This is a genomic window from Arthrobacter sp. zg-Y820, assembly GCF_030142155.1.
GTDB lineage: Bacteria > Actinomycetota > Actinomycetes > Actinomycetales > Micrococcaceae > Arthrobacter_B.
Genome location: NZ_CP126247.1, coordinates 1,047,734 through 1,065,098, shown reverse-complemented (window position 1 = coordinate 1,065,098; position 17,365 = coordinate 1,047,734). Strand labels below are relative to the sequence as shown.

At 53.9% G+C, this 17,365-nt stretch carries 12 protein-coding genes; 8 read left to right on the top strand and 4 right to left on the bottom strand.

Going from position 1 to position 17,365, the window contains the following annotated elements:
• Nucleotides 1-21: 21 nt before the first annotated feature.
• Nucleotides 22-762: a 7-cyano-7-deazaguanine synthase gene (locus QNO08_RS04740; RefSeq protein WP_229967253.1), complete on the bottom strand. Its 741-nt coding sequence runs from the start codon at nt 760-762 to the stop codon at nt 22-24.
• 361 nt (nt 763-1,123) lie between these two features.
• On the opposite strand from QNO08_RS04740, the gene QNO08_RS04735 reads away from it, so the two are divergent.
• From QNO08_RS04735 to QNO08_RS04725, 3 genes are read left to right on the top strand one after another with little or no spacing between them, the layout of a single operon-like run.
• Nucleotides 1,124-2,119: a glycosyltransferase family 4 protein gene (locus tag QNO08_RS04735; protein WP_229967251.1), complete on the top strand. Its 996-nt coding sequence runs from the start codon at nt 1,124-1,126 to the stop codon at nt 2,117-2,119.
• Nucleotides 2,106-3,377, top strand: a complete 1,272-nt coding sequence (locus QNO08_RS04730; protein ID WP_229967249.1) for a lipopolysaccharide biosynthesis protein — start codon at nt 2,106-2,108, stop codon at nt 3,375-3,377. The genes QNO08_RS04735 and QNO08_RS04730 overlap by 14 nt, the downstream gene beginning before the upstream one ends.
• Nucleotides 3,374-4,231 (top strand): ATP-grasp fold amidoligase family protein, encoded by an 858-nt coding sequence (locus tag QNO08_RS04725; RefSeq protein WP_229967247.1) that lies wholly within the window; start codon nt 3,374-3,376, stop codon nt 4,229-4,231. The genes QNO08_RS04730 and QNO08_RS04725 overlap by 4 nt, the downstream gene beginning before the upstream one ends.
• A gap of 749 nt (nt 4,232-4,980) precedes the next feature.
• Here the strand turns inward: QNO08_RS04725 and QNO08_RS04720 are convergent.
• The 3 genes from QNO08_RS04720 to QNO08_RS04710 all read right to left on the bottom strand — a co-directional run bounded on the left by QNO08_RS04720 (nt 4,981) and on the right by QNO08_RS04710 (nt 9,620).
• A complete protein-coding gene (locus QNO08_RS04720; protein WP_269439229.1) occupies nt 4,981-7,140 on the bottom strand; it encodes an acyltransferase family protein in 2,160 nt (719 codons plus the stop codon).
• A 197-nt stretch (nt 7,141-7,337) separates the two neighbouring features.
• A complete protein-coding gene (locus QNO08_RS04715; RefSeq protein WP_284155645.1) occupies nt 7,338-8,510 on the bottom strand; it encodes an O-antigen ligase family protein in 1,173 nt (390 codons plus the stop codon).
• A gap of 159 nt (nt 8,511-8,669) precedes the next feature.
• Entirely contained in the window at nt 8,670-9,620 is a 951-nt protein-coding gene (locus QNO08_RS04710) for a glycosyltransferase (RefSeq protein WP_229967243.1), read from the bottom strand.
• A gap of 299 nt (nt 9,621-9,919) precedes the next feature.
• Between QNO08_RS04710 and QNO08_RS04705 the strand changes: the two genes are divergently transcribed.
• The 5 genes from QNO08_RS04705 to QNO08_RS04685 all read left to right on the top strand — a co-directional run bounded on the left by QNO08_RS04705 (nt 9,920) and on the right by QNO08_RS04685 (nt 17,326).
• A complete protein-coding gene (locus QNO08_RS04705) occupies nt 9,920-11,401 on the top strand; it encodes a tyrosine-protein kinase domain-containing protein (RefSeq protein ID WP_229967242.1) in 1,482 nt (493 codons plus the stop codon).
• A gap of 26 nt (nt 11,402-11,427) precedes the next feature.
• Nucleotides 11,428-12,873 (top strand): sugar transferase, encoded by a 1,446-nt coding sequence (locus QNO08_RS04700; protein WP_331461788.1) that lies wholly within the window; start codon nt 11,428-11,430, stop codon nt 12,871-12,873.
• A 209-nt stretch (nt 12,874-13,082) separates the two neighbouring features.
• A complete protein-coding gene (locus tag QNO08_RS04695) occupies nt 13,083-14,804 on the top strand; it encodes a DUF4012 domain-containing protein (RefSeq protein WP_229967241.1) in 1,722 nt (573 codons plus the stop codon).
• 236 nt (nt 14,805-15,040) lie between these two features.
• Complete coding sequence (locus QNO08_RS04690; RefSeq protein WP_229967240.1) at nt 15,041-15,637, top strand: LPXTG cell wall anchor domain-containing protein; 597 nt, start codon at nt 15,041-15,043, stop codon at nt 15,635-15,637.
• Nucleotides 15,638-16,012: 375 nt separating this feature from the next.
• Nucleotides 16,013-17,326 carry a UDP-glucose dehydrogenase family protein gene (locus tag QNO08_RS04685; RefSeq protein WP_229967239.1) on the top strand — a complete coding sequence of 438 codons (1,314 nt, stop codon included), beginning with the start codon at nt 16,013-16,015 and terminating at the stop codon, nt 17,324-17,326.
• Nucleotides 17,327-17,365 lie beyond the last annotated feature (39 nt).

Here is a 17,365-nt window from a genome sequence, read left to right as displayed (position 1 = left end):
GTGACGCACCGTGCAATGAACTCAGCGGGTAAAAGCCAAGCGGCCTTTCCAAATTACTTTCTGTGCCAGAAATTCGAGTCGGCGAACTGCGGTTGCCTTCGGTACCCGCCAACCGAATCCCTCTTCTCGCGCATGCTCACACGGAGCACACCAGCCACAGGCCTTGCCAGAAAGGGTCGGACAGTGACAGAACCATGTTTCATTCAACACATCCAGGAAACCGTACTCACGGGCGTTCGCCATCATGTCAGCCTTCGTCATGTCCAAAATTGGGAAAAAGAACCTCTCGAAGAGCCGAAGGGGCTCATCGCCGACATCTTGGCCGAGCGTATAAAGGCCCGGGCCTTCTACCGGAACGATATAGTCCATAAGCATTTTCGTCGGCCGATCATCAGCCTTTAGCCCGAGCTCGAACTCCACATTTTCAGCCGACGCCAGGCGGGCAAGCCATTCATACTGCTTGCCGAGGTACCCGCGGGCAAACAACGTGTCGTATTTTTCCGTAATCGTGGAATCTGTGGGAATGTCCTTCCTTCGACGGACTACTAGGGGCCCAAGCAGTTCCCCAGCTTCGGAGTCCTTGCTCGCGATGAGTTCTCGTAACCCAGCTAGTGTGCGAAGCTCTACTGCCGTTGATCGACGGTTCTCATCCATCACATACCACGGCGAGACTGGAATCCGCTGTTTCAAGACCAGATCTGCAATACGGTAGGTAGAGTCCCAGCCCGAAGTCCAAAGCGTGTTGACGGGAGACTGTTCCATGTAAACCTCATGTCTACTAAATCGAGCGTGTACTACTACTCATAAGACAGTATCAACAGGACCACTGAAATCCTTTTTCAGTGCACGATCGCAAGTGTTACAGGGTGGTTTCACACGCTTCGAGAACGAAAATCTGACCGGCTATTTGGTGTGCTGAGGATGCTGGCTCTAAGCTGGGATACGGGATGAATAGTGGAGTTTCTTCTGCCGTCCTATACGCCTGCGGAATTACGATGAGTGGCGACGTCTGACGGCAGGGCGGATGACCTCCCGGATGCGGTGCCAATGCCAGGGAGAAGAGAACTTGAAAGTCTTAATAGTTGGTGACCCTCCCGGGTCTGCGGGCGGCATAGCCCAAGTTATGACGCTGATAAGGGCTTGGTGTGAGGAGCAGGGCGAGATTGAAACCAGATTTCTGAATCCGCTCGGCAAGGACGCCTCAACTGGGCGACTAAATGTCGGTTCCTTCTTCAAAACCATGTCATGGATGGCATTCGGCCACCCGGACGTGGTCCATTTGAACACCGCTTCTCGCGGGAGCACGTATCGCAACATAATAATTGCTGGCGTCGCGCGGGGACTTGGTATTCCATATGTGATACATCTTCATGGTGGCGGCTACCCAGGTTTTATTAGCTCACTGAGCCATCGTCGGGCACGACTAGTTCGTTTATATTTCCAGGGCTCATCCAGAGTGATCGCTCTGACTCCTAGCTGGAGCCACTTTGTTATGGAAATCCTTGGTGTCAGTTCAGAGCAGATTTCGGTGATCCCGAACGGAACAGCGAAGCCCAATATCGATGGAACCGGCTCCTCCCGCAAGTCACTAATTCCTACATTCGTTTATGCTGGGAGATTGAGCGTACCAAAAGGTGTACCGGAGCTTATGAGGGCATTCCAAGAGTTATCCAAATCGTCTGAAGCCAAGCTCATCGTCATAGGCGGCTCTGCCGACAACGAAGTAGAGGCTCTATTGAACGATGCCCCACCTAATGTTATCCAATTGGGTTGGCTGACTAACAGTGAAACGCTTACCACGATGTCAGAGGCATGGGCGGTTGTTCTACCGTCACACTTCGAGAACATGCCGCTGACGGTCTTGGAAGCTATGTCTGTTTCGACGGCGGTTATAGCCACTGACGTCGGCGGAATTCCCGAGGTAGTTCGGGAAGGAATCGACGGGCACCTGGTGCCACCAAGAGATGCAGGAGCCCTAGCCAAGACGATGCTTGCCCTTTGTGATTTCGAGAAAGCCCTGAAACTCGGTTCGAATGGACGAACCAATTGGAGTAAAAGTTATTCGAGCGATCGCATGGCAAAAGCAATAACTGAACTGTGGCGCCATGAGACTAAATAGCGTCTTTACTCGTGGCATAGGAGTACTCATCGTGCGAGTTTCCGGTGCGGCTCTTCAGCTGGTATTAGTTGCACTTGCCGTTGCACTCTTCCCTATTGGTGACGTAGGGCAGAACGCAATTCTCTGGAGCGCCGCGGTCATCGCAAGAGTCGGTGGGACATTAGGCCTCGACCTTTACATCCTCCGCGAGCTACCGTCCCTATGGGACAAATCGCAACCAGAATTTGGTCTTCGGTGTAAGAGTATTGTCCTGAGCCTAGTCAAAATATTACTTCCCTTAATCTTAGTGGCCCTCAGTGGCGGGCTTTGGTTAGCACATTTTGAAAAGTTGGAGCGCGACCTGGCTATAGCGCTGCCTGTGGTGCTGCTTGCTTCGGCCGTACAGCGCCTTTGGTCCTGCCAGCTCCGTGCACGGGGCCAACTGATGCTGGGGCAGACTCTCGACGCCATTGCATTACCCCTTCTCGCGATCGTCTTCCTGCTCACGACCTGGGCATGGGCGCCACATTTATTCATCGTTGGACAGTGCACATCCATCGTTATGATTTCGATTGTCATGTTCTTCATCTTGCGTCGCGATTGGCGACACCCTGGAAAGTTGCGCACTCTGACATCGAAGGAGTGGAAGGACGTCGCTCCGCTGGGCGTTGGATCCGGCCTGAGCGTCTTGGCTTCTCGTGCGCCAATAATGTTCGTAGGCGCCTCATCAATCTCCCAAGCGGCGTCCTTCGAAATAGGCCAGAGGGTTCATTCGGCTGCGACCTTGGCGTCAGCATCCGCGACAGCAGTACTCTTTCCCCGCGTCAAAGGACTGATAGACCGAGGCCAAACAAAACAGCTATTGCGCGAACTTGCATCGTCTGCAGTTCTCGGGCTAATTCCTGCGCTTCTCATATTGGCTGGTCTTCTCGTTATTGGAGCCGATAGAGCCGATTCATTGTTGGGAAATGAGTATTCAGGCGCGTGGGCCACAGCGGTAATTCTTAGCATTGCGGCGTGCATTAATGCCATAACAGGTTTGTGCCACGGAGTCTTAGCAATGGCTAACTCAACTAGGTCCTTTTGGATGATTGCAGCCACTCAAGCTGCCATCACTTTTGTTTACGGAATCTTTTTCTTCGACGGGCAAGCCGAGCATATGGCTATTTTTGTTCTTTCCGCAGAACTTGCCCGGGGTATAGTTCTCGCCATCATAACCAGTCGCTTGTTCAGAACAACTGCACAAGTGTCACCCAAAATACTTGAGGAAGTCGTATGATTAAAAAAGTTGCAAGACAAACCTTTTACCAAGCCCTGAGATTCTTTCCGATCCCGGTGAAGAGAAGGCTTATCTATTTCCGCGCATACGGCCGCCTTCCGAACCTTCGGATGCCGGTTTTGTTTTCTGAAAAAATTAACTGGAGAATAGTGTTCGATCGACGTGATTCCATTGCCTTCACGTGCGATAAGGTCAAAATGAAGGAGTACGTTTCTTCTATTGGTACGTCTGTTCTGATACCTAAAACACTGTGGCACGGACGCGACCTCGCTGAGCTTGATCAGCATGACGTCAGCGTTCCTTGGATCTTGAAGCCAAATCATAGTAGCGGCCAGGTAATTATTGGCCGAGAAGTAGCGCTAGATGTCCCCGACATAAAACGAAGGACCAAGGGATGGCTGAAGGACTTCAATTACAGTGTTCTCGGCGAGTGGGCATACTGTCATGCAGATAAAAAGTATATTCTTGAAGAGATGATCGGCGATGGTTCATCCCCCCTTCCGGACTACAAGTTTTACGTGTTCGATGGAAAGGTAAAATTGATTCACGTCGATATCAACCGTTTCGGCAGCCCAACCCGCCGCATGTACTCCCCAGATTGGGAACCGCTTCTCTATCACAACAGCATTCCCTTGGGGCCTATCGAGACTCGCCCCTCGAACCTTGACGAGATGATCAAGATAGCATCCGAGATTGCTTCTGGTTATGATTTTATGCGCGTGGATCTCTACCGACACGCTGGGGACATTTGGTTTGGTGAGATGACTCCTTATCCTGCCGGGGGCGCAAAGCCTTATCGTCCTAAAGAAATAGACAAGATTCTGGGCGACTTTTGGACCTTGCCCTCGGTATGACGTCGGCATCCCTCCTGCCCTAATTAAAACCACACGGTTGCTGAGCGTGCGCTGAGCGTGCTAGGGAGCTTCGACCGGCACGTTCAGCTTCCTCTGCGAATAGAGACATCTGGGTCTATGCGCAGGGCAGCGGACAGGATAATCGCTTCTAGTAGGCACACCGTGGCTGTCTTAGAACAGCCCAGGCCGGCTTTCATGATGTCCCATTGACGGGCTCTGGTTCTGACGTTCGTGGCCAAAGCGTTTGCCCGGCCGACCGGCCGTGGCATGGTCTGGGTACGAAGCCCGAGCATGCGGTGAGGGCAATGACTTTGTCCTCAGGACGGCCGGACCAAGTGGACGCGAAGTGCGGTATGGGATGATGGCCCACCGTCTCCGCTCCGCAGGGCTGCTGATCCGCCAAACAGCGGTTCAGCCGAAGCCACCCAGACCTGACGCTCGCTACCGGTATCTACTGGCCAGTTTTCGCTCTGTACCGGTGATCACCGAAGCACCCAGGACTCCGAGTCGCGGTCACCGGATAGACAATGAGTTTCGTCAGGCACACTCGCTGTCTAGTGGGGATCACAGTGGCATGGGCTTGATGGTTTCCCCTAGCCCTTACGATCCTCACCTGTATCTGCCCGGAGACACGGCGATTTGCACTTTTGCTAGCCAATCGCGACGCCCTCAAATGCTACGCGTAGACCGGCACCACGCTGCATGCCATGGATAAGCGCCTTTGACCCGTTACACCACACAGTCGACACTCACTTCCCGCCTACTGAAGCCGGCATTAGCTCACGCAAAGCGGGTGCGATCATCTCGCCGTACTCAATAGTTATATGCGCTCTGTCAGATTTCGTTGCCACACCTCCGGCGAATGCTGGGCAAGCACGATCAACACAGTACAGAGAGCGGCTATCTATGAAGGCCCAATTATTCGCCGTCGCCATTCGAGACTCAGAACTAAATGTCTCCGACCATGAACTCGGAATAGAAGAAACGCAATCCGAGGGAGAACCTACCCGGTTATAACATTCCTTCGGATCTTTATCAGAGGGAGGAGCAGCTACGAATATAATATTGTCCACGTCAGTAGTCAAGGAAGTTGCAGCCTCTCGAACTGTGTCTGACCACTGACTAGGCGACATGGGAGCGTCTGCCCCTAGTTTTGTCCTCGGGGCGTAGCTATTTGCGATAAAAACAGCCTCGGGCTTCAAATCATGAACTGTTCGAACACTTTCCTCGTTACGTTCAGCGCAACCCTCCGTGATAGCAGGGTCTGGATTGTCAACAACAACGGAAGAAAAAGAGCACCCATACATGCCGTAGCTGATAACTTTCCAGTCGTTGCCGAGCGCTTTCTGAATAGGATTCGCCATCGTCAGGGCTATAGAGTCACCCATCACGATCGCTACGTGTGAAGCATCGACAGGGCCTAGAAAGCAGTCTTCCAGACTTATTGGGCCAGGATCGCCACAGGAGGCTATCGGACTTGGTGCCTGAGCTGAGTTGATCGCTTCGTCCATGGTCGGTTCCAATATGGGCCAAGAATCTGCCTGTAAAGCGGTTGAGAGCTCTGCCTGCAAAGCCGATATGCCTGCTGGTAACTCCTCCTCAACGCGGGCCTCACTAATCGCGGTTCTTGGAACAAAATGATTGTCCGAAGCGGAAACTACATGTGGTGGAAATACAAGTACGAAAGTCACGAGTGCAACTGTGAGAACACAGATAAATCCAAACACAGAGTGCACGAAATTTTTACTCATAGTGGATGGATGCTGAAGGACGCCAATGCAACGCTTCCGCCAGTTTGGTTTCCGCAAAGGGTCCTCGACCAGATGATAACAGGAGACAGCGCAAAACAACATAAGGACTATACTCAGCGCGTAATAGGTACTCCCCTCGTCCAAAATCTGCAACATAAAGACGATTACTGGAAAGTGCCAAAGGTATAGAGAGAAGGATATATTACCGAGGTAGCCGCTTACCCTGTTAGTAAAGACAAAAAGACCGCTATGAGGCACGCTCCCGGTACCAGCTGCGATCAGCACCGCCGTGCAGACTACAGGAAATAAGGCAGCTGGTGCCGGAAAGGAACTTGCCGAGCTAATAACAAAAACCGAAAGCAACAGGCCAAGAGCTGCGGACCGAGCTAGGGGCGTTCGGTACTTATGCGGGATGTTAGCAAGTTGTGGCATGAGCACAGCCAGAAAAGCACCGACACCAAGCTCCCAGGCACGCGAGAGGGTTGAAAAATATGCGATGCCCGGACTCGACTGAGTCTCGTGTAAGGCCCACGCGAATGACAACGCCGACAGCAACACAATGGAGGTACCGACCACCAGACGCACGGAGCGGGGGTTTCGCCTCCGATCACCCCGGAGAAAGACAAAAAACGAAGCAACCATGATCCATGGCCAAACAAAATAGAACTGTTCCTCGACGGACAACGACCAGTAATGCTGCAGGGGGGAAACGGGCCCATCTGCCTGGAAATAATCTGTCCCAGCGAAAGCAAAACGCCAATTTGCTGAAAACAAGGCCGCCCAGAAGCCGTCAATAAGCGTTTCGGCCGAACGGCTCGCGTTAAAGATCAGCTTGGCTGCAATAACAGTGACTATTAACACGAGTAAGGATGCAGGCAAGATCCTCTTGATACGGCGGAGATAAAAGTCTTTCAACGAGATCCGGCCGGTGGACTCATACTGACGAATCAGTTGACCCGTAATCAGGAAACCTGATACTACAAAAAAAATATCAACACCGATAAAGCCGCCGGCCGGCCACTGTAATAGATGGTCCAAGATAACGACAACGACCGCAAACGCTCGGAGACCCTGAATGTCCGGCCGGAAGGATGGACTCGTCAGTACATTATGGGACTGATGGGGCTTATGCCTGCGAACAACTGCAAAATGGGACATATCTTCCAAACGGTTGAGGCAAACCAAATAACAGATTCGCACCGGGGCGGTGCCAGCAAACTTCCAAAACGGTGGACATTGTTACAAAAAGTACGGGCAAAATAACAACTGTGTGGTCACGGTTGCGGCGGAGCCTAAGCGTTCGCCTACGTTTATCCTAGCCGCCCAATAAATTCGTAGTTCTGAGATGGTTTGAGTCAAGCTATGACTTGATTCTGTCCTGTTTCGCGACCAGGACTATCAATCCTGTCGCCGTGTCTCGTGGCACAGTAGATAGCGAATCCCCAGACCATAGCAACTGTCGGTCGGTCCAGTACGACATTGCTCAGTACCATGCCAGCCAGAATGGCCAACAAGACCGCTCGACCCACGTTATTTATGGTCCGATAAACAAAACAGAAGTAACACACGACAGTTACAACTCCGAGGAGTCCAAACTCCATCAAGATGGTCATTGCATCCGAGTGGGCGCTCTTCTCGCTCCACCACCAAAGGGAAGTAGTGCGATAGTCGCTGTACGCGCCACCTCCGATAGCCTTCGTTACTATGTCGCTTTGAATGAATATCTCAATACGTTCCAACCACGCAGCTAGACGACCAGACCCAAGCGAACCGACTCCTAATGACTCGACGTCACCACCCTCCACCTGTGTACTGTCGCGCCAGGCTGCACCTAAAGGAAGTAATATCGCTGCAACGAGACCAATCCATTTCAAGCTTATGTTGTAGTGCTCAAAAGTCCTAGCAGCAAAGAAAATAGCCAGCATAAGTAGAGCAGTCGTAACACCATAACCAATTATAAGGATTGTCCCGACAATGCAGAGAGGGATTCTAACCTTCATTCGCCATGGGGAGCACCAGAGGATTATTACTAAGGCAACCATGGTAAGAGATGAACTATGAACAGCGGTCTCACCCGCGAAGAATGGGGTAAACCTGACTACCCCTGAATAGCTGAGGGGACCAGCCGTCAAAGCAACAAATGCGGCGTAGGCCACAATTACAGCCGCACCAATTGCCACGGTCGCGCGGCAATCCGGGACTCGCGCAAATGAAAAAACGCCCAATGCACTTAGAGAGATACAATACCGTACCAGGGCGCCTGTTTCTCCGGCAGACCCTGCGAAATATAGGATAGCGCTAATGCTGAGTAGGACGCCAATAAGAACAGACAGCACTGCAGCGAATTTCATCTGAAAGAGGGCGACAAAGAAGACAAGTCCACCAAAGAACGCCGAGGTTCCTAGAGAAAGCACGCTAGCCAAGGATGAAGAATTGTTATAAGAAGCGATATATGCGCATAGGCTCCCCCAGAGGGACAGAAGCAAAAGCGTACTTAAGGCGTCCGGCTTCCCCTCAGGCTCGTTCACCAGTGTCAAACCGTCACTGAATTGGAGCTTGCTCCTACTACTCGTACGTTTATTCAGGGTCATCTTGATCCAGTCGCTTTATACTAGTCCGGCCGATGCGGAAAAACCTAAGGGGTGAGAGGTGGATCACCGCGAGCAACCGTGGGGTACAACTCGCCTTTAGAAACTGTCCGACGGGACTCGTCCAGACGCGGTAGCGAAAGCCATAGCAGCCTCCAACGTGCTCGTCGAAGGAATTTCAAGGTTCAACTCATGCGCCAGGCCTCTCCGAGTTAGCTCGCGAGTGATCTGTTCCTGGTGGTCGTCGACGTGTTCGCCGAACTTCTTCAATCTGGTGACCATCACGGGAGTCTTGCCTAAGTCCATGATCCGCATCGCTGAGCCGACGCCTGAATGCGTTATAACGACATCAGAGCACTCAACCTGTGTGTCGAACTGGGTGGCGTCCATCATTTCCGTCGCAAATCCACGAACATCGGTTCGATTAGTAGCACCAAGCTGCCAGACGATCTCATGCTGACCAAAGGCACTTTCAATGGCGTCAACGGCGCGATCGAAACGGTACGGCCTTATAGTTCCTAGGGTTACAAAAATTTTTAGCGTTTCTTTTGCGGGAATAGTTTTTGGAGTCAATGAGTAATCGTCCAGGACAGAAGGGCCCAATTTCCAACGCTTTCCCGCCCAACCAGCATGTTGCGTATATACCCGCGTCCCCGGAATTTGCGCAACTATTTTTCCTGAGAGGGATGGTCCGTCGAATCTCGATACGCTCTCAAGATAGTATCGACGCATACCAATCTTTGCAGCAGCAAGCATAGCCGGAACCGCTATTGCTGCACCTGTGCTGAATATCATGTCGTAATTGCCGCCCGCAAATGCATGCTTTAGCGGGGTCATGGCTTGGGCCGAAGCACGCCAATCTCGGGAAGCTATATAGGGCAAATAAAGTACGTTTTTTTCGTCTTGCAACAACGACTTTGATTGCTCATTTTCGAAAGTGACCCAGAGGGGGTCTGTAGCTATGTCAAGTTGAGGAGCCAAACGGTGCAACTGCGCCAGATGTCCTCCCGTAGAGGCCGCCAGCACGGCACGAGCCCTTTTTTTCCCCACGAACGCTGTCCCCTAACTGTTGGCCACAACTGGCCGAAGAATCCACTATAGGCGACACAGGCAAACATTCTCAAAAGCCAACGAAGATGGCCGGCTCTGGAGTCGCCTCAGATGCATCCTTGTCTCAATACTTTGTCCGTCGATGAGACAAACGAGGATCAAGTTTCTGCGAACTCTCAGCCTGACGATTAGGTTGGATCAGCAGCCTAGCCTAATCTAGCGTAGTCGATAGGTTGAAACGGGACGGTTTTCCTCGACGCAGCCTCACACTTTCGTAGCCTTGAAAGGTATAAGGAACTTTGGAAATACGCGAATACCTAAGGATACTGCGACGGAGCTGGCTGCTAGTTGTCGCGTCCGTTCTGATCGCAGTACTGATTGCAGCAGTGGCATCCCTCATTGCCAAACCTACTTACACTGCAACGACACAGCTTTTCGTATCCATACAGAACTCCGGCAGCGTCAGCGAGCTGCAGCAAGGGAACACTTTCACCCAGGCTCGTGTGCAGTCATATGTGAAGACCGCCGAGACTCCTGCGGTTCTCCAGCCCGTGATCGACAGTTTGGGCTTGGAGTCCACTCCTTCTGAACTCGCTTCTCAGGTCAGCGCCACTGCAGACCTAAATACCGTCCTCATCACAGTATCTGCATCAGCTCCGTCGCCAGTCGAAGCCGCTGCGTTGGCCCAGGCTGTTGGTGAGAGCTTGGTTGAAGTTGTCGTGGACTTGGAAGGATCAGGGCAGGGTGGACCTTCGCCGGTTAAGCTGTCTGTTATTACTCCTGCAACTGCGCCCTCTGAGCCATCTAGCCCCAATGTAAACCTGAATCTAGCCGTTGGTGCATTACTAGGCCTAGTGATTGGCTTAGGGATTGCCTTGCTCCGTTCTGTTTTGGACCAACGGGTACGGAATGAAGCCGATTTACGTAAGGTCACTCAAAAGCCCCTCCTTGGCGGTATCACCTATGATCCGGAGGCCAGCACGAGGCCCTTGCTTACGCACGTGCCTGCTCAAAGTCCTCGCGCAGAGTCCTTCCGTCAAATCCGCACAAATCTGCAGTTTGCTAATGTAAGTCGTAAGACCAGAACAGTACTAGTTACATCCTCATTGCCGGGAGAAGGCAAAAGCACTACAGCCACGAACCTTGCCATTGCGCTCGCTGAAGCTGGCGAGTCAGTCCTCCTGGTCGATGCAGATCTCCGCCGGCCGCGGGTCGACGAATACTTGGGGCTCGAACGAGGTGCGGGCCTGACTACTGCGCTTATCGGGCAAGCCAATGTGGACGACCTCCTTCAGCCATGGGGCGATGACGGATTGTTTGTCCTTACTGCTGGTCAAATTCCTCCCAATCCAAGTGAACTGCTCGGCTCTCGGGCCATGAAGGAGCTGCTCCTCCACCTGGAGTCGACGTTTGATGCCGTAATTATCGATGCCTCGCCCCTGCTGCCGGTCACAGATTCTGCTGTGCTTGCCCAGCAAGTTGGCGGCGTGGTTCTGGTCGTTGGGTCCGGCAAAGTCAAAAACGCAGAAATCCAGAAATCGATTGCTGCTTTGGATCTAGTAGACAGCGATATCCTCGGCGTGGTTTTCAATCTATTACCCACTAGCGGACCAGATTCGTATGGATATAGTTACTACTCCTACGCTTCCATGGAACCTGAAGTTAGTTCACTGCCCGGTTCCCGTAGAAATAGTCGGCGGAAAATAGCAGCCGATCCGAAACCGCGTCGAACAAATGGACCATCGGACACACAGCACAGTCTCTCTGGAAGTCTCGGCTGACAAGGATAGGAGCCTCGAGGAGAACTGTGGAAGATAACAGAGTCAGCACTGCCTGGCGGAGGAGGTATAACCGCCGGCTAGCCGTAATCGATGCACTTGTTATTCTCTGGGCGACAACCGGAGCAGTAATTTTGCGTTTTGGCACGACTACAGAGGACGTAGTGAGCATCGATGGTCAACCCTATATAGCTCTCTCGATCGCTCTGACTGCAGCCTGGTGGGCGATGCTTGGTATGTGGGGAAGCCGAGACCCGAAAATTATGGGTTATGGCACGGAGGAGTTCAAGCGCCTATTTAGTGCTTCCTTTTGGCTTTTTGGCCTCATAGCGCTATTTTCTTACAGCTTTCAACTTGATACGGCGAGAGGCTACATTGGCGTCGCGCTGCCGGCCGGAGTTCTCGGCCTGCTGGCCGGACGCACGCTAGTTCGCCGCCTACTCCGCATCGAACGGAAGCAGGGCAGGAGCACTGCAACTGTCCTCGTTATTGGTGGCCCAACGAGCGTTGAGCACCTAGTACGGTCGTTGCAAAGTCAGCCAATGGCCGGTTATCTACCGGTCGCAACCTACTTACCTCTGGCGAGCCCTGGAACAATTATTGATCCTGCCTTGGGGCTACCTACGTTGGGATATGGAAGTTCGATTGAAGAGTTAACACAGACTATCCGAGCCTCGGCTCCCGACGCTGTGGCGCTGTCCTCAGGAGTTCCGCTCGCACCCCGGACCATCAGGGAACTGGGATGGGCTCTCGCTGATCTCGACATTCGTATGATCATGGCCCCTGCCCTTACCGACGTTGCCGGACCACGGATTCATACACAGCCGTTGGCTGGCTTACCACTTATTCATGTTTCAACGCCCAACCTTGGTGGCTGGCAGCGCCTCACGAAACGAGTGTTTGATATCGCGGGGGCCTTATTCCTTATTCTTTTGAGTTCTCCGCTCCTTGTCCTTACTGCCCTTCTTATACGTCTAGATAACCCAGGACCCGTGCTCTTTAAGCAAGTACGTGTTGGAGCGTCAAGCGATAATTTTTGGATGCTTAAGTTTAGATCAATGGTTGTGGATGCTGAAGATCAGCTGCGGGACCTGAAGCGCCATAGTGAAGGTAATGGTGTGATGTTTAAGATGAAGGCAGACCCTAGGGTTACACGTGTTGGAAAGTTTATTCGGAGATACAGCATCGACGAGCTTCCTCAATTGTTTAATGTTTTAGGCGGAACCATGAGCCTTGTTGGCCCCCGCCCCCCGCTGCCCTCCGAGGTAGAGACTTACGAGATATACATGCGCCGCCGTTTACTCGTGCGCCCCGGGCTAACGGGTCTGTGGCAGGTGAGCGGGAGGTCGCTGCTCTCTTGGGAAGACACGGTTCGTCTAGACCTGTACTACGTAGAAAACTGGTCGTTAGCTGGAGATATTGCGATTCTCCTCAAAACGTTCAGAGCCGTGGTATCTCGCCACGGTGCCTACTAATCCGGGCGCCATGCCCTCTCACTGCTCCCAAAGGCTGAATGATGCTACCCACTGATGAGGGGTTCTCAAAGTACGGCTCTTCGCCATCCGCCGTAAACCATGAAAGGCCCCCTGCCCAACAACGGCGGCGCCTGAATCCCACTCTGGTCAAGATAGGGCTGGGGCTCCTCTCAGTGGTTGGGCTGACTGCAGTCGCTGGTGGAGTGCTCGTGCACCAGGCATTGGACGTGCGGAGCCGACTTGACGAGGCCCTAGCCTTAGTCCCTCAGCTGCGCTTCGAGCTTGAAGAGGGAAAACAAGACGAAGCGCGAGGAACTTTCGAACAGATTCAGAAACATGCAGCAAATGCGCGGTCCACAACCACTACTCCGCTGTGGACAGCTGGAGCAGCCACACCCTTCATCGGGCCAAATTTTCATGCCGTAAGAGAGGCTGCAGTCTCCGCCGATGACATTGTGACGCGTGCTGGTGCCCCTTTACTGGGAATCTACGGCTCGTTAAACTCGCAGACTCTGTCACCAGAAAATGGTCAAATCGATGTAGTTCGGCTTCAAGATGCAGCTCCAAGCATCTCGGCGGCTGCGCAGACGGTCAAACTGTCCCATGCCCGCCTGGCTGCCGTCGATCTGTCCGAGCTCTTGGAACAAGTCGCCGACCCGATACGGTCAGCGACCGACGAGCTCTATGCTGCCAGTGACGCTCTCGAAGCGGCGTCATCCGCGGCACAGCTACTTCCTGAGATGCTCGGTGCAAGTGGCCCCCGAAATTATCTCCTATTGGTACAGAACAGTGCAGAGGTGAGAGCCACAGGAGGCATTCCTGGGGCTCTAGCAACTCTGAGGACGGAAAACGGCCGGATTAGCCTAAGCGAGCAAAGCAGTGCCGTGGCCCTGGGCAGCTTTTCACCTTCACTTGACGTCGATTTGGAGCAGGAAAAGCTCTATACCGCGCGCCTTGGCACCCAGATGCAGAACGTAAATTTGACGCCTGATTTCCCCACGGCCGCTGCAACGGCGAAGACAATGTGGGAACAACGACACCAGGGGCAAGTTATTGATGGGGTACTTGCCCTCGATCCCGTGGTCCTGGCACACCTCTTAGAATCTACGGGCCCCGTGGCCTTGAGTGATCCAAGCGTCCTTCAACTCGTCAAGGGAACTTCCCTTCCCACATCTCTTTCTGGGCAGAACGTCATCCCAACTCTCTTGTCGGATGTCTACCGCGAGATCGTGGATCCCGTGGAACAAGACGCATACTTCGCAGCAGTGGCTGGAAGTGTCTTTGATGCATTTAGCGACGGTCAGGGAGACGGCGATCAGCTGCTAAAGGCGCTCACGCGTAGTGTTCAGGAGCACCGGCTCTATCTCTGGTCCAGCCACACAGATGAGCAGAAAATTGTCGCCTCGACGCCATTGGCCGGTTCTGTGATGGGAGCGGAGGGCGGTGGCGCGACTTTCGGCGTCTACTTCAACGATGCCACGGGCGCAAAAATGGACTACTACGCGACTCGCACCGTCCGACTTCTGGAGGCGTGCGAATCTGGGGACTACAGTCGATATACGGCCCGCGTTAACATCGCCAACAATGCACCAAAAGATGCGGCATCCATCCTCCCTGACTACGTCACTGGTGGCGGAACCTACGGTGTCGAACCCGGTCGAATACAGACAAATTACGTTGTCTATGGTCCCGCCCAGTCGTTCGTTGAGACAGCAACTGTGAACGGGCAGACTGTACCCGTTGGTTCGGGTAAGCATGGACAGCGACCAGTCGGAACAGTCAGCCTCGAACTGGCTCCTGGTGAAACTGCGGAATTGGATGTGGTGTTTTCTCGAGTCATTCAGGACTCCGAGCCACGACTCCAAGTGACACCCGGGCTTGAGCCTCTCGAAAATGTAGTACTGCCACCCCTGAGTACCGGGTGCGACTAATTGCGAGCCGCAGGTTTTATATCACATCCCGCTTGGAACTCCATCAAGGACCTGTTACCGTAAAGAGCGCTTCGACTGGAAAAAGTAGTGGCCGAAGATCTGTATCCGGAGTGCTGGGGAGGGCTTCGGAAAGAGTTGTAGATTTTGAAGTTTGAATCATTTGCCATTGGGGGTCTCAGTGGCAACGGTTAATTATTACCAAGACAGTCTTTTATCAATCGCATGGGGAGTCTCATATGAAAAAAACCGCATCCGCCCTCGTCTTGGCCGGATCCTTGGCCTTCTTCGGTGCTGGCGCCGCTAATGCCGTCGATCGTTATCCCGCGCCCGAACCTGCCGGTGTCAGCGACGCGACTGTAACTCCCGGCGCAACAGTCGCTTTCAGCGGATCAGGTTTCACCCCCGGTGAAGCCATCAGCGTTACTGTTGACTACTCCAATGCCCCTGTTGTTGTTCCCGGAACTGGTGTCAATGGACTGATCATCCTCGCAGAAGTAGTGAACACATTCACAACCAGTGCTGACGCCAGTGGCAACTTCACCACGAATGTGACGCTCGGTGAAGCAGGCACCTACACGCTGACTGCCACAGGCCTGGAGTCGGGCCGCGTGTCCACTGCTGTCGTTTCAGTTGATCCGGCGTTTGCCGGCGACGGCAGCGGATCCGACGACGGATCCGGCGACGGCTCGAGCAACGGCGGATCCGAAGCTGGCGACGACAACCTGGCTAACACCGGCGCTGACTCCGCCATGCTACTCTGGGGCGCCGCGGGCGTCCTAGCACTCGGTGCCGGTGTAGCTTCCGTAGCGGTTGCTCGCCGCAAGAATGCCTAATTCTTAGCGCGAAACAAAGGAGGGAGGATGGTAACCGGACGGTTTCCATCCTCCCTCCTTTTGGCGAACTCAAGCCGTCCCCATAGCGTCACACAATCAGGGCTGCCCTGCCACGGCTACTGTTAAGACGGCCAAAATTGCTAGGCAAGCATACGTCGAAAGCTCTCTCTTGCTTCGGCGACTCCGCTGTCGACGCCATTCCCCACTCGGCTCAGTCATGACCTAGACGCTTGCCCCGGGGATATTGTTTACAAAAAAGTAGTTATTACCTATCTCTGCATGGCGCTTACGCATCGGTTGTGGCCAAGGACCTTGGCAACTGCTTGAAGGCGATAAGATTTCATGGTTATTTGCTAGAAATTATTTAGGGGAAACGTGCGTATTTCTGTCATCGGTTGCGGTTATCTCGGAGCCGTACATGCTGCCTCCATGGCGAAGCTTGGACACGACGTCATCGGTATTGACGTCGATAAAGCCAAAATCAATGAGCTGGCGTCCGGTCGCGCGCCCTTCTTTGAGCCGGGTCTGCCCGAGCTCCTCGCTGAATCGGCTGCATCGGGTCGCCTGACGTTCAGCACCGACATGGCGGAGGCTGCTGGTGCAGATGTGCACTTTGTCTGCGTCGGGACACCGCAGCGCAAGGGGGAATTCGCAGCAGACCTCCGCTATGTTGACGCCGCGTTCGCAGCGCTGGCTCCCTATTTGAAGCCCGGCAATGTCGTGGTCGGAAAGTCCACCGTCCCGGTGGGTACCGCTGCACGCCTCGCCGAGGATCTTCAGGAGACAGCTGCAGAGGCCATCCTTGTCTGGAACCCCGAGTTCCTTCGCGAAGGCCACGCAGTTCAAGACACGCTGACGCCGGACCGCTTCGTGTACGGCGTCCCGAGCGGGGACGCTGGGACGGCTGCCGTGGCCGCCCTGGACGAGGTCTACTACACTCCCCTTTCCGCTGGTACACCCCGCCTCGTGGTGGACTACGCTACTGCCGAGCTCGTCAAGACGGCGGCCAATTCCTTCCTGGCGACCAAGATCAGCTTCATCAACGCCATGGCTGACATCTGTGATGCCGCGGGCGCAGACGTCACGCTCCTGGCCGACGCTATTGGCATGGACGACCGCATCGGCCGCAAGTTCCTCAACGCCGGAGTGGGATTCGGCGGCGGCTGCCTGCCCAAGGACATCCGCGCCTTTATGGCACGCGCCGGTGAGCTGGGCGCAGACCAGGCGCTGACATTCCTGCGCGAAGTGGACACCATCAACATGCGCCGCCGCACCCGCGTCGTTGAAATGACACGTGACATTTGCGGCGGTTCGCTGCTGGGCAAGCGCATTACCATTTTGGGTGCGGCGTTCAAGCCCGACAGCGACGACGTCCGCGACTCCCCCGCGCTCAGTGCCGCGGCCCAGATGCAACTGCACGGCGCCACAGTGACTGTAACTGATCCTGAAGCCCTGCAGAACGCCAAGGGTCGTTTCCCCGAACTCAATTATGACCCGATCACTGAGAACGCCATCGAACGCGCCCACGCCCTGGTTCTCCTCACCGAATGGAAGGAATATCGGGCTTTGGACCCCAAGACGATCGGAGCGCTGGTAACGGATAAGAACATCATCGACGGCCGCAACGTCCTGGATCCCAATTCCTGGCGCGAAGCTGGATGGAACTTTAAGGGCATGGGTCGCCCATAACACCACGGCCTTTCCATGGGCTAGCCAAAGTGCTGCAGG

Excerpts from the sequence above, each read along its gene's own strand:
- QNO08_RS04740 (WP_229967253.1), bottom strand. The coding sequence starts at position 762 with ATGGAACAGTCTCCCGTCAACACGCTTTGGACTTCGGGCTGGGACTCT.
- QNO08_RS04735 (WP_229967251.1), top strand. The coding sequence starts at position 1,124 with ATGACGCTGATAAGGGCTTGGTGTGAGGAGCAGGGCGAGATTGAAACC.
- QNO08_RS04730 (WP_229967249.1), top strand. The coding sequence starts at position 2,106 with ATGAGACTAAATAGCGTCTTTACTCGTGGCATAGGAGTACTCATCGTG.
- QNO08_RS04725 (WP_229967247.1), top strand. The coding sequence starts at position 3,374 with ATGATTAAAAAAGTTGCAAGACAAACCTTTTACCAAGCCCTGAGATTC.
- QNO08_RS04720 (WP_269439229.1), bottom strand. The coding sequence starts at position 7,140 with ATGTCCCATTTTGCAGTTGTTCGCAGGCATAAGCCCCATCAGTCCCAT.
- QNO08_RS04690 (WP_229967240.1), top strand. The coding sequence starts at position 15,041 with ATGAAAAAAACCGCATCCGCCCTCGTCTTGGCCGGATCCTTGGCCTTC.